Below are 12,754 nucleotides of genomic sequence, written 5' to 3' on the forward strand. Positions count from 1 at the left end.
GTGACCCGGTCAAGCGGCTTCCGATCGACGACGACGTCACCGGCTTCGAGATCGACTCCGATGTGCGCCAGGAGCTGCTGAGCCTGCCCAAGGGTCTGGCCGAAGAAGTCTCCAAGAACCTGGTCATGGTCGCGCGTCTGATCGACGACGAGCCCGAGCAGGCGTACGCGTACTCGCGCATCGCCCTGCGGCTGGCCTCCCGCGTCGCCGCCGTCCGCGAGGCCGCCGGCTTCGCCGCGTACGCCACGCAGAAGTACAGCGAGGCCCTCGCGGAGTTCCGTGCCGCCAAGCGCATGACCGGCTCCGTCGAGCTGTGGCCCGTCATGGCCGACTGCGAGCGCGGCCTCGGCCGCCCGGAGCGGGCGCTGGCCATGGCCGGCGAGCCCGAGGTGCAGAAGCTGGACAAGGCCGGCCAGGTCGAGATGCGTCTCGTCGCGGCCGGTGCCCGGCGGGACCAGGGCCAGCTCGAAGCGGCCATCGTGACCCTGCAGAGCCCGGAGCTGGCCTCCAGCTCCGTCCAGCCCTGGACCGCGCGCCTGCGGTACGCCTACGCCGACGCCCTGCTGGCGGCCGGTCGTGAGGACGAGGCGCGCGAGTGGTTCGGCAAGACCCTCGAAGCGGACAAGGACGGGGCCACCGACGCCTCCGACCGCCTCGCCGAGCTCGACGGTGTCGAGTTCGTCGACGCCGCGGTCGACCTGTCCGACATCGACGTCGACGAGGACGAGGACGAGGACGACGAGGAGGAGGGTGAGGACGCGGCGGAGATCGCCGCGGCCGAGCGCGCCACCGACGTCGCCGAGTACTACGACGAGGACGACGAGGAGTACGAGCCGCTGGAGCAGTCCGAGGCCGACTCCGAGGCCGACTCCGACGCCGACGTCGAGGACGACGAGCCGGACACGGGCCGCGACAAGGCCTGAGGCACGGTGAAGTGAGGAAGGGCGGTACCCCGGTCGGGGTACCGCCCTTCCTCATGTCCGGAGCAGGTCAGTCCAGGCCCCGCAGGACCAGGCCGGTGGCCGGCTTCGGGCCGAAGGAGGTGGACTTGCGGGGCATGGTCACGCCCTGGCGGGCCAGGTCCCGTACGACTTCCTCCCGTACGGGATGCAGCAGGACCGCGGTCCCCCCGTGGCGTTCGGCCATCGCCACGGTGGACGCGGCGTCGTGGATGTACGTGATCTGGTCCGGGGTGTCCGGGACGTGCCAGAGGGCGTCGAGCAGCGTCTCGTGCAGGACGGTGGCGTCCAGCCGGCGCCAGGCCTCGGGGCGGTCGTGCCGGACCGTGCGGTCGAGGAGGGCCAGGTCGGGATCGGTGACCAGGTGGAAGGTGCCGTCGCCGGTGAGGAGGAAGGCGTTGCCCCGTTCCGCGGAGTCCGCGAGGGACTCCAGGGCCAGCGGGAGCGGCCCGTCGACCGGGCGGACCCGGAAGTGGCCGTCGAGGGCGGCGAGGGCGTCGGCGACCGGGAGGCGGCGCAGCATCCGGTGGATGGCGCGGACCTGGAGCGGGTAGCGGGCGGTGTCCACGAGGAGGACCAGGCCGAAGTCCCAGGCGGTGGGGGAGGCGTGCTCCCCCTGGAGGCGCAGGTAGGTCGCCCAGCGGTGGTGGCCGTCCGCGATGAGGGCCTGGTGGTGGCTGAGATCGGCCGTGACCGCGGCGAGCTCGTCCGGGTTCGTGATGGCCCAGAGGCGGTGCTGGAAGCCGTCCTCGGTGGTGGTCGACAGCAGGGGCGCGCGCCGGGAGGTCCGCTCGACGACCGCCGCCGCCCCCGCGCCCGGGTCGTCGCCCCGGTAGGTGAGGAGGAGGGGTTCGAGGTTCGCGGAGGTGGCCCGCATCAGGCCGGCCCGGTCGGTGACCACGTCCGGCATGACGTCCTCGTGGGGCAGGACGACGCCGGCGTCGGCGGCGGACAGGGCGAGTGCGCCGATGATGCCGCGCTGCAGCAGACCGGCCTTGCGCTGCTCGTAGACGTAGAGCGCGGGCTCGGGGTCGGCGCTGAGGATGCCTTCGGCGAGCCAGTCGTTCAGGGTGCGCGCGGCCTGTTCGTTGCGCGCGTCCGGGGTACCCGCCTGGGGGAGGATCAGGCGGACGATGTTGTGCGGGTCGGCGGATTCGAGGTGGTCGACTCCGTCGGGGCGCACGACCACGTCGTACGGCGGCGAGGTGACGGCGGCGAGGCTGCCGACACGTTCCGGGACGTAGCGCAGGCCATGGAACGGGATCAGGCGCAGCCCGTCGTCCGCGGTACCAGATGTGGTCATTGGTGCATGGTAAGTCGCGTCTCGTCATGCGGGATGATCGGGGCAGACGGAATCGGACAAGATCGACAGTGTGGGGAGCGGCAAGGATGACCCGGCAGATCAGGACCAGTCCCGCGGCGTGTGAGCAGAGTCTGCACCAGGCGTACGACACCGCTCTGCTGGACCTGGACGGAGTGGTGTACGCGGGCGGAGAGGCCATCGCGCACGCGGTGGAGTCCCTCGCCTCGGCCCGGGCCGACGGGATGCACCTCGCCTACGTCACGAACAACGCGCTCCGCACCCCGGACGCTGTCGCGGAGCACCTGGGCGAGCTCGGCATCCCCACGGAGGCGGATGAGGTGATCACCTCGGCGCAGGCGGTGGCCCGGCTGATCGCGGAGCAGGTGGAGCCGGGGTCCAAGGTGCTGGTGATCGGCGGGGAGGGGCTGCGGGTCGCGCTGCGCGAGCGGGGCCTCGTACCGGTGGAGTCGGCCGAGGAGGAGGGTCTCGCGGCGGTCGTCCAGGGGTACGGGGGGCCCGATCTGGCGTGGGGGCGGTTCGCGGAGGCCTCGTACGCGATCAACCGCGGGGTGCCGTGGTTCGCGTCGAACACCGACCTGACGATCCCGGGGGCGCGGGGGATCGCGCCGGGCAACGGGGCCGCGGTGGAGGTCGTACGGATCGCCACGGGCGCGGAGCCGCAGGTGGCGGGCAAGCCGCTGCCCCCGATGCACCGGGAGACCGTGCTGCGGACCGGGGCGGAGCGGCCGCTCGTGGTCGGGGACCGGCTGGACACCGACATCGAGGGCGCCTTCAACGGGGAGGTGGACTCGCTGCTGGTGCTGACCGGGGTGACGGACGCGGAGCAGCTGCTGCGGGCCGAGCCGCGGCACCGGCCGACGTACGTGGACCGGGACCTGCGCGGGCTGCTGGCCGGGCAGCCGGAGGTGGAGCCGGTCGAGGACGGGTTCCGCTGCGGCGGTTGGACGGCGGTCGCGCTGAACAGCGGCGTGCTCGAACTGCGCGCGGCGGGTGAGGCAAGCGAGGCGGGCGAGGCGGGTGGGGAAGACCGGGACGGCGGGGCGGACGTCGATCCGATCGACGGGCTGCGCGCCCTGTGCGCGGCGGCCTGGACGGCGGCCGGGGACGGCGTCTGCACGCTATACGCGGCGAAGGCGCTGGCCAGGCTGGGTCTTTAGGGGCCGACCGGGGGACCCGTGCGGGGCGGAGGCTAGGCTAACCTAACCTCCGTGTTGGTCGAGAGTCCTCCTGAACCCGAACGGAGCGCGGCGCCCGAACAGGGCGCCGACGCCGCCGTAGCCCGCCCGCGCCATGCCGTGCGCGCCGCCGGTCTGCTCGCCGCCCTAGCGGTGCTGGCAGTGATCGCGGTCGTGAGCATCGCCGTGGGCGCCAAGCAGATGCCCCTGGACGAGGTCTGGCACGGCCTGTTCGCGTATGCGGGAACGCCCTCCGACGTGGTGGTGCGGGACCTGCGGGTCCCGCGCACGCTCCTCGGCCTGATGGTCGGGCTCGGACTCGGCCTGTCCGGCGCCGTGATGCAGGCGCTGACCCGCAATCCGCTGGCCGAGCCCGGCATCCTCGGCGTCAACGCCGGCGCCGCGGCCGCCGTGGTCTCCGCGATCAGCTTCTTCGGCGCGAGTTCGCTGAGCGAGTTCGTGTGGTGGGCCTTCCTCGGCGCCGCCGTCGTCTCGGTCGTCGTCTACGTGCTCGGCGGCAGCCGCAGCGCGACGCCGGTGCGCCTCGCGCTCGCCGGTACGGCGGCCAGCGCGGCCCTCGTCGGCTACATCAACGCCGTGCAGCTCATGGACAGCAAGGCGCTGGACAAGCTGCGCTTCTGGACGGTGGGCTCGCTGGCCTCGGCCAACATGGACACCGTCCGCCAGGTGGCCCCCTTCCTGCTCGTCGGCGCGGTGCTCGCGCTGATGCTGGGCCGGCCGCTCAACGCGATGGCGATGGGCGACGACACGGCGCGGGCGCTCGGCGCCCACCTGACGCGGACTCGGATCGGCGCGATGATCGCCGTCACCCTGCTGTGCGGTGCCGCGACCGCCGCGTGCGGCCCCATCGTCTTCATCGGGCTGATGATCCCGCACCTCGTCCGGGCGTTCACCGGGCCCGACATGCGCTGGGTGCTCGCGTACTCGGCCGTCCTGTCGCCCGTCCTGCTGCTCGGCGCCGACGTCGTCGGACGGGTCGTCACCCGGCCCGCCGAACTGCAGGTCGGCGTCGTCACCGCGCTCATCGGCGGCCCCGTCTTCATCTACCTGGTTCGGCGCAAGAGGATGGCCCAGCTGTGACCACGACCACGACCGCGGCCGAAACCGCGACCGCGACCGTGACCGAAGCACCCCGGAAGGGCCGGTCCGGGCCCCGCCGGCTGCACCTGCCCGGCGGCATCTCGCTGCGCGTCGAGCGGCGCGCCCTGGCGGTCGGGGTCCTGCTCACCGTCCTGGCGTTCGCGCTGGCCGTCCTGCTCACCGGCACCGGCGACTTCCAGATCGCACCGTGGGACGTCGTACAGACCCTGCTGGGCAACGGCACCCCCGCCAACGACTTCATCGTCAACGACCTGCGGCTGCCACGGGTCCTGGTCGCCCTGCTCGTGGGCGCCGCCCTCGGGATGGCCGGAGCCGTCTTCCAGTCCGTCTCCCGCAACCCCCTCGGTTCCCCGGACCTGCTGGGCTTCGGGTACGGCTCGGTGGTCGGCGCGCTCGTCGTCATCATCCTGTTCAAGGGCGATGCCACCGCGGTGGCCGTCGGCGCGCTGGTCGGCGGTCTGCTCGCCGGAGTCGTCGTCTACCTGCTGGCGTACAAGCAGGGCATCCAGGGCTACCGGCTGGTGCTGGTCGGAATCGGCGCCTCCGCCGTGCTCATCGCCGTGATCCAGTACCTGATCACCAAGGCCCAGATGATCGAGGCCACCCGTGCCATGGTCTGGCTGACCGGCTCGCTGGCCGGCCGGGACTGGGCGCAGGTGTGGCCGCTGCTCGGGGTCTGCGCGGTGCTCTTCCCGCTGATCCTCGGGCAGGGCCGGGCCCTGCGGATGATGGAGATGGGCGACGACGCCGCGTACGCCCTCGGGGTGCGGGTGGAGCGCACGCGGCTGCTGCTGATGCTCGCGGCGATCCTGCTCACCACCGCGGCGAGCGCCGCGGCCGGGCCCATCAGCTTCGTCGCGCTGGCCGCGCCGCAGCTGGCCCGGCGGCTGACCCGCTCGCCCGGCGGGAACCTGCTGTCCGCCGCGCTGATGGGCGCGGTGCTGCTGATGGTGTCCGACTGGGCCTCGCAGCGGGCGTTCGGCGCCGACCAGCTGCCCGTGGGCGTGGTCACCGGGCTCGTCGGCGGTGTCTACCTGCTCTGGCTGCTCGTCATCGAGCGCAAGGCCGGACGTATATGACCGCGACCGACCGGGCCGCGACGCATCGAGAACTGAGGAGCAAGCAAGTGCAGCGGCTGACCGCGGAGAACGTGACCCTCGGCTACGACCAGCGGGTCATCGCCGAGAACCTGTCGGTGGAGATCCCCGACAACTCCTTCACGGTGATCGTCGGCCCCAACGCCTGCGGCAAGTCCACGCTGCTGCGGGCCCTGTCGCGGATGCTGAAGCCGTCCGCCGGGCGGGTGCTGCTGGACGGGCAGGCCATCGGGTCGATGCCGGCGAAGAAGGTCGCCAAGACGCTGGGCCTGCTTCCGCAGTCCTCGATCGCGCCGGACGGCATCACGGTGGCCGACCTGGTCTCACGCGGCCGGTATCCGCACCAGGGGCTGCTGCGGCAGTGGTCGGCCGAGGACGAGCGGGTGGTGAACGAGTCGATGGCCTCGACCGGGGTCGCCGAGCTCGCCGACCGGGCCGTGGACGAGCTCTCGGGCGGGCAGCGGCAGCGGGTGTGGATCGCGATGGCGCTGGCGCAGCAGACCCCGCTGCTGCTGCTCGACGAGCCGACGACGTACCTGGACATCCAGCACCAGATCGACGTGCTGGACCTGTGTGCCGAGCTGCACGAGGAGCAGGGGCGGACGTTGGTCGCGGTGCTGCACGACCTCAACCACGCCGCGCGTTACGCCACGCACCTGATCGCGATGCGGGGCGGGGAGGTCGTCGCGGAGGGGCCGCCGGCGGAGGTGGTCACCGCGGAGCTGGTGGAGAAGGTGTTCGGGCTGCGCTGCCAGATCATCGACGATCCGGAGACGGGGACGCCGTTGGTGATTCCGGCGGCGCGGAGGGTTCGGGCGGGGGTCGGGGGCGGGGCCGCGGTGTAGCGGGTGCGGAGCCGGTGCCGTGCCTGGACGCTGCCCGGACCCGCGCCTCAATCGCCGGCGAGGCTCAAAGATCGGGGCTCCGCCCCGGACCCCGCGCCTCAAACGCCGGCGGGGCTCAAGATCGGGGCTCCGCCCCGGACCCCGCGCCTCAAACGCCGGCGGGGCTCAAGATCGGGGCTCCGCCCCGGACCCCGCGCCTCAAACGCCGGCGGGGCTCAAGATCGGGGCTCCGCCCCGGACCCCGCGCCTCAAACGCCGGCGGGGCTGGATGTGCGGGGCTGGGGTTGGCCGGCCGGGCTACAGGAGGGATTTCAGGCGGAGTAGGTCGCGGAAGCCGGCTTCCAGTTTTACTCGGCCGGAGGCCCAGGCCTTGGCGAACTTCAGTTCGCCCGCCACCAGCGCGACCAGGTCGTCGCCCGTCATCGCGAGGCGGATCTCCGCCTTGTGCGCCGGCGGGCCGGGGGCGACCGCGTCCACCCGGATCCGGCCCGCGTCGAGGCGGCCCGTGAACGTCTGGTCGAGGTCCGTGATGTGGCAGCTCAGGGAGCGGTCGAACGCGGTCGCGCCGCGCACGTCGCCGTCGGCCCGCGCGAGAGTGCCGGAGAGGTTGTCGAGTGCTTCGCGGCACTCCTGGATCGTAGCCATCGTGATCACGACCGTACCGCAGAGCCGTGCGTGGTCGCGGGGCGCTTCGGGGTAGCGTCGGGGCATGACCGACGAAGCTGCCGAGACCCGGGCCGATGCCCAGGGCGAAGCCGGGGCCGTGGCCGGGGCCGCCGCCGGGCCCGTGGCGCTGGGCATCGTACGCACGCCCACCGGACACGCCGGAGTGGACGCGCACCTGGCGCGGCTGGCGGACGCGGACCACCTCGCGGCGGACGGACACGTCGCTGTGTACGAGGATGTCCACCGGGGGCTGCGCGAGGCGCTGACCGCGCTGGACGCACCGCCCGTCCCTGGTCCGTACGAAAACAGGAGCTGAACCGAACGTGGCAGGAGTGGCACGCCGCCGCCTGGACGCCGAACTGGTACGCCGCAGCATGGCCCGCTCGCGCGAGCACGCCGCGCAGCTGATCGCCGCGGGCCGGGTGACCGTGGGCGGCACCACCGCGACCAAGGCCGCCACGCAGGTCGAGACCAGCGCGGCCCTCGTGGTCCTCAAGGACGACAGCGACCCCGACTACGTCTCCCGCGGCGGCCACAAGCTCGCGGGCGCGCTGGCGGCCTTCCAGCCGCAGGGGCTGCGCGTCGAGGGCCGCCGGGCGCTCGACGCCGGCGCCTCCACCGGCGGGTTCACCGATGTGCTGCTGCGCGCGGGCGTGGCCCACGTCGTGGCCGTCGACGTCGGCTACGGGCAGCTCGCCTGGTCGCTGCAGAGCGACGACCGGGTCACCGTCAAGGACCGGACGAACGTCCGCGAGCTGACGGTCGAGCAGATCGACGGGCTTCCCGTGGATCTCGTCGTCGGCGATCTGTCCTTCATCTCCATCGGGCTGGTGCTGCCCGCGCTCGTACGGTGCTGCGCGCCGGACGCGGACCTGGTGCTGATGGTCAAGCCGCAGTTCGAGGTCGGCAAGGACCGGCTGGGCAGCGGCGGCGTGGTGCGCAGCCCGGAGCTGAGGGCCGGGGCGGTGCGCGAGGTCGCGGCGCAGGCGGCGAAGCTGGGCCTGGGGGTCCTGGGCGTGACGGCGAGTCCGCTGCCGGGGCCGTCGGGGAACGTCGAGTACTTTCTGTGGCTGCGGGCGGGGGCACCGGCCCTCGACCCGGCGGATGTTGACCGTGCAGTGGTGGAGGGGCCGCAGTGACAGATTCATCGGGGGAACGCACCGTCTTCCTGCTCGCGCACACCGGGCGGCCGGCGGCCATCCGCAGCGCCGAGCTGGTCGTGAAGGGGCTGCTCAGATGCGGGCTGGGCGTACGGGTCTTCGACCACGAGGCGGTGGACCTGCCGCTGCCTCCCGAGGTGGAGCTGGTCACCGAGTCCACCCCGGGCGTGCTCGACGGGTGTGAGCTGCTGATCGTGCTGGGCGGGGACGGGACCCTGCTGCGGGGCGCGGAGTTCGCGCGCGCCTCGGGCGTGCCGATGCTGGGCGTGAACCTCGGCCGGGTCGGCTTCCTCGCCGAGGCCGAGCGCGACGACCTGGACAAGGTCGTGGACCGGGTGGTGTCGCGCTCGTACGAGGTCGAGGAGCGGATGACCCTCGACGTGATCGTGCGCACCAACGGCGACGTGGTCCACCGGGACTGGGCACTGAACGAGGCCGCGGTCCAGAAGGTGTCCCCGGAGCGGATGCTGGAGGTGGTCCTGGAGATCGACGGGCGCCCGGTGACCGGTTTCGGCTGCGACGGGATCGTCTGCGCGACTCCGACGGGCTCGACGGCCTACGCCTTCTCCGCGGGCGGGCCGGTGGTCTGGCCGGAGGTGGAGGCGCTGCTGATGGTGCCGATCAGCGCGCACGCGCTGTTCGCGAAGCCGCTGGTGACCTCCCCGGACTCGGTTCTGGCGGTCGAAGTGCAGAACGGCACCCCGCACGGAGTGCTGTGGTGCGACGGCCGGCGGATGCTGGAGCTGCCGGCCGGGGCCCGTGTGGAAGTCCGGCGGGGGGCGGTTCCCGTGCGGCTCGCCCGGCTGCACCACGCGTCGTTCACGGACCGGCTCGTCGCGAAGTTCGCGCTGCCGGTGTCGGGTTGGCGCGGGGCGCCGCACTAGGAACGTGGCCGGGTGGCCGGCCCGCCGCCTTAATAGCACATCCGTTCGGAGAACTCGGGGCGGGTGACGTCACATGGCACCGGTGAAACCTCGGTATCGTCGTCCCGTGCTTCAGGAGATGCGGATACGGTCGCTCGGGGTCATCGACGACGCGGTGGTCGAGCTGTCGCCCGGTTTCACCGCGGTGACCGGCGAGACCGGCGCGGGCAAGACGATGGTCGTCACCAGCCTCGGGCTGCTGCTCGGCGGTCGCGCCGACCCGGCCCTGGTGCGGATCGGGGCCAAGGCGGCGGTGGTCGAGGGCCGCATCGTCATGCGCCCGGACGCCCCCGCGGCGGTACGCGCCGAGGAGGCCGGGGCCGAGCTCGACGACGGCGCCCTGCTGATCAGCCGGACCGTGTCCGCCGAGGGGCGCTCGCGCGCACACGTCGGCGGCCGCGCCGTGCCCGTCGGCCTGCTCGGCGAACTCGCGGACGACCTGGTCGCCGTACACGGGCAGACCGACCAGCAGGGGCTGCTGCGGCCGGCCCGGCAGAGGCAGGCGCTCGACCGGTACGCCGGGGACGCCGTCGCCGTCCCCCTGGAGAAGTACGGCTCGGCCTACCGCAGGCTGCGCGCGGTCGCCGTCGAGCTGGAGGAGATCACCACCCGGGCCCGGGAGCGGGCCCAGGAGGCGGACCTGCTGCGCTTCGGGCTGGACGAGATCGCGGCCGTGGAACCGGTGGCCGGCGAGGACACCGAACTGGCGGCGGAGGCCGAGCGGCTCGGGCACGCCGAATCGCTGGCCTCGGCCGCCCAGGTGGCGCACGCCGCGCTCGCGGGCAACCCCGAGGACCCGGAGGCCATCGACGCGAACATGCTCGTCGCCGGCGCCCACCGGGCACTGGAATCCGTACGGTCGCACGACCCGGCGCTCGGCTCGCTCGCCGAACGGATCGGGGAGCTGGGCATCCTGCTGTCCGACGTGGCCGGGGAGCTGGCGGGCTACGCCGACGACCTGGACGCCGATCCGCTGCGGCTGGCCGCTGTGGAGGAGCGGCGGGCGGCGCTCACCCAGCTGACGCGCAAGTACGGCTCCGAGGGCACCGTGGACGCCGTGCTGGCGTGGGCCGAGCAGGGCGCGGCGCGGCTGCTGGAGCTGGACGGCGACGACGAGCGGATCACCGAGCTGACCGCCGAGCGGGACGGGCTGCGCTCCGAACTGTCCCTGCTGGCACAGGCGTTGACGGACGCCCGGGTGGAGGCGGCGACGCGCTTCGCCTCCGCGGTGACGGAGGAACTGGCCTCGCTGGCGATGCCGCACGCCCGCGTGACGATCGACGTCCGGCAGGCCGAGGACCCCGAGGGCGTGGACGTGGACGGCCGCCCGGTCGCCTACGGCCCCTCCGGCACGGACGAGGTCGAACTGCTGCTGGCCCCGCACCCCGGGGCCCAGCCGCGGCCGATCGCCAAGGGCGCCTCGGGCGGTGAGCTGTCCCGGGTGATGCTGGCCGTGGAGGTCGTCTTCGCGGGCTCCGACCCGGTGCCCACGTACCTCTTCGACGAGGTGGACGCGGGAGTCGGCGGCAAGGCGGCCGTCGAGGTGGGCCGGCGGCTGGCGAAGCTGGCCAAGTCGGCGCAGGTCGTGGTCGTCACGCACCTGCCGCAGGTGGCGGCCTTCGCGGACCGTCAGCTGCTGGTCGAGAAGACCAACGACGGCTCGGTCACCCGCAGCGGGGTCACCGTCCTGGAGGGCGAGGACCGCATCCGCGAACTGTCGCGCATGCTGGCCGGGCACGAGGACTCGGCCTCGGCGCGTGCGCACGCCGAGGAGCTCCTGGCGGCGGCGCGCGCGGACGCCTGAGACGACACGGCGTGCGGAGGGCCCGGGACGTACGCCGTTCCGGGCCCTTCGCCGTTCCGGGCCCTTCGCCGTGTCGGGCCCTTCGCCGTGTCGGCGTTCCGGGCTCGCCGTGTCCGCGCCTGGTGATCGGAGTCACCGGGAGGACGCGGCACTAGTCCGTGTGGGTGAGGCTGAGGGGTGTCCGGCGGTATCTCCCACGGGATCCGCACCCGTATGGTCCCGGAACGCGCGTGCGGACTGGCATCCTTGGCGAAGTCTCTGACTCCCTCACCCTGGAGCTTCGGCCCGTGAGCAGCTCCCCGGTCTCCACCCCCGTCCCGGCCCAGCCCTACGGAAGGCAGCCGCTCCGCACCGTCCAGGTGCTCGGCGGCGGCGCGGGCGCGGGCAGCAGCGCCCACGTGCGCTCGCTCGCGACGGGCCTCGCCGCGCGCGGTGTCCGGGTGACGGTGTGCGCGCCCGTCCGGGTGGAGGGCGAGTACGACTTCACCGGTGCCGGGGCGCAGTTCGCTCCCGACGCGGTGAGCGTGCTGCGGGCCGCGTGCGCCGGGGCCGACGTCGTGCACGCGCACGGCGTACGGGCAGGAATGCGCGCCGCGCTGGCCATGCGGGGGCGCCGGGTGCCGCTGGTGGTGAGCTGGCACGGCGACGGCCCGACGGCCGCCGGTGCGCTCGGGCGGCTGAGCCGGATGCTCGAACGGCACGTGGCGCGGGCCGCGGCGGTGGTGCTCGGGGCCTCCTCGGACCAGGTGGACCTCGCGCGGCTGCGGGGCGCCAGGGACGCGCGGCTGGCGCCGGTGGCCGTCCCGGCGGGCCCCGGCGGCCCGGAGGCGGCCGCGGATCCCGGCAAGGTCCGGGCGGAACTGGGTGCGGTGGAGCGGCCGTTGCTGATCGCGGTCGGGAGCCTGGTGCCGCACCGTGGGTACTCCGTACTGCTCGACGCGGCGCGGGAGTGGCGGGCGCTGGAACCCGCGCCGCTGCTGGTGATCGCGGGGGAGGGGCCGCTACGGGCCGAACTGTCCCGGCGGATCGAGGCCGAGGCGCTCCCGGTACGACTGCTGGGGCGCCGCCGGGACGCGGCGCAGCTGCTGGCCGCGGCGGACCTGGCGGTGCTGCCGAGCCGGTGGGAGGCGCGGGCGCTGCTGGCGCAGGAGGCGCTGCGGGTGGGGGTGCCGCTGGTGGCCACGGCGGTGGGGGGCGTGCCGGAGCTGGTGGGGGAGGGGGCGGTACTGGTCCCTCCGGGGGATGCGGGAGCCCTCGCCTCGGCCGTGACCGGGCTGCTGGCGGATCCGGAGCGGCGGGGTGCGTTGGCCGCGGCGGGGCGGGTGCAGGCCGCGACGTGGCCGTCGGAGGACGACACCGTCGCGCAGGTCCTGTCCGTCTACGACGAGCTGATGGAACGCCGCCGCCGGTAACAGCCCGCCTGCGGCACCGCTGCGGGGGCGCTGCCCCCGAGCCCCCGGGCCTCAAACGCCGGCGAGGCTGGATCTTCAGCCCCGCCGGCGTTTGAGGCGCGGGCGCGGAGCGCCGTCAGGGGTCTGGGGCGAAGCCCCAGGGAACGGTGGAAGGGAGGGCAGGGGACAGCCCCCGCACGGCCACCTACCCGCACCCGCCCTCCCGAACGGCGACCGTCGGCGGTGGCGGAGACCCCGCTCAGGGCCGACGGACGGAGTCCCGGCGCA

General features: G+C 73.9%; 12 protein-coding genes. 10 read left to right on the top strand and 2 right to left on the bottom strand.

Features of this window, described 5'->3' with window-relative positions; translation table 11 throughout:
* Positions 1-62 precede the first annotated feature (62 nt).
* A complete protein-coding gene (locus OG534_RS28515) occupies positions 63-923 on the top strand; it encodes a tetratricopeptide repeat protein (protein ID WP_326593914.1) in 861 nt (286 codons plus the stop codon).
* Positions 924-990: 67 nt separating this feature from the next.
* Here the strand turns inward: OG534_RS28515 and OG534_RS28520 are convergent, their stop codons facing one another.
* Entirely contained in the window at positions 991-2,262 is a 1,272-nt protein-coding gene (locus OG534_RS28520; RefSeq protein ID WP_326591763.1) for a DUF1015 domain-containing protein, read from the bottom strand.
* An 86-nt stretch (positions 2,263-2,348) separates the two neighbouring features.
* On the opposite strand from OG534_RS28520, the gene OG534_RS28525 reads away from it, so the two are divergent.
* From OG534_RS28525 to OG534_RS28540, 4 genes are read left to right on the top strand one after another with little or no spacing between them, the layout of a single operon-like run.
* Complete coding sequence (locus tag OG534_RS28525) at positions 2,349-3,440, top strand: HAD-IIA family hydrolase (protein ID WP_326591765.1); 1,092 nt, start codon at positions 2,349-2,351, stop codon at positions 3,438-3,440.
* 51 nt (positions 3,441-3,491) lie between these two features.
* Entirely contained in the window at positions 3,492-4,559 is a 1,068-nt protein-coding gene (locus OG534_RS28530) for a FecCD family ABC transporter permease (RefSeq protein WP_385164037.1), read from the top strand.
* Positions 4,560-4,597: 38 nt separating this feature from the next.
* The gene (locus OG534_RS28535; RefSeq protein WP_326593917.1) at positions 4,598-5,659 is read left to right on the top strand and encodes a FecCD family ABC transporter permease; all 1,062 of its coding nucleotides are present in this window, start codon (positions 4,598-4,600) and stop codon (positions 5,657-5,659) included.
* Positions 5,656-6,522, top strand: a complete 867-nt coding sequence (locus OG534_RS28540; RefSeq protein WP_326591767.1) for an ABC transporter ATP-binding protein — start codon at positions 5,656-5,658, stop codon at positions 6,520-6,522. Before OG534_RS28535 ends, OG534_RS28540 begins: the two co-directional genes overlap by 4 nt.
* 297 nt (positions 6,523-6,819) lie before the next feature.
* Here the strand turns inward: OG534_RS28540 and OG534_RS28545 are convergent, their stop codons facing one another.
* A complete protein-coding gene (locus OG534_RS28545; RefSeq protein WP_326591768.1) occupies positions 6,820-7,167 on the bottom strand; it encodes an SCP2 sterol-binding domain-containing protein in 348 nt (115 codons plus the stop codon).
* Positions 7,168-7,231: 64 nt separating this feature from the next.
* On the opposite strand from OG534_RS28545, the gene OG534_RS28550 reads away from it, so the two are divergent.
* From OG534_RS28550 to OG534_RS28570, 5 genes are all read left to right on the top strand, one after another.
* Positions 7,232-7,504, top strand: coding sequence for a hypothetical protein (locus OG534_RS28550; RefSeq protein ID WP_326591769.1), 273 nt, complete (start codon positions 7,232-7,234; stop codon positions 7,502-7,504).
* 7 nt (positions 7,505-7,511) lie between these two features.
* Positions 7,512-8,327, top strand: a complete 816-nt coding sequence (locus OG534_RS28555; protein WP_326591770.1) for a TlyA family RNA methyltransferase — start codon at positions 7,512-7,514, stop codon at positions 8,325-8,327.
* Entirely contained in the window at positions 8,324-9,232 is a 909-nt protein-coding gene (locus OG534_RS28560; protein WP_326591771.1) for an NAD kinase, read from the top strand. Before OG534_RS28555 ends, OG534_RS28560 begins: the two co-directional genes overlap by 4 nt.
* Positions 9,233-9,350: 118 nt before the next feature.
* Positions 9,351-11,075 (top strand): DNA repair protein RecN, encoded by a 1,725-nt coding sequence (gene recN / locus OG534_RS28565; protein ID WP_326593919.1) that lies wholly within the window; start codon positions 9,351-9,353, stop codon positions 11,073-11,075.
* Positions 11,076-11,362: 287 nt separating this feature from the next.
* Positions 11,363-12,487 carry a glycosyltransferase family 4 protein gene (locus OG534_RS28570; RefSeq protein ID WP_326591772.1) on the top strand — a complete coding sequence of 375 codons (1,125 nt, stop codon included), beginning with the start codon at positions 11,363-11,365 and terminating at the stop codon, positions 12,485-12,487.
* The last annotated feature ends 267 nt before the right edge of the window (positions 12,488-12,754 follow it).

This window comes from Streptomyces sp. NBC_01294, assembly GCF_035917235.1.
Classification (GTDB): Bacteria; Actinomycetota; Actinomycetes; order Streptomycetales; family Streptomycetaceae; genus Streptomyces; species Streptomyces caledonius.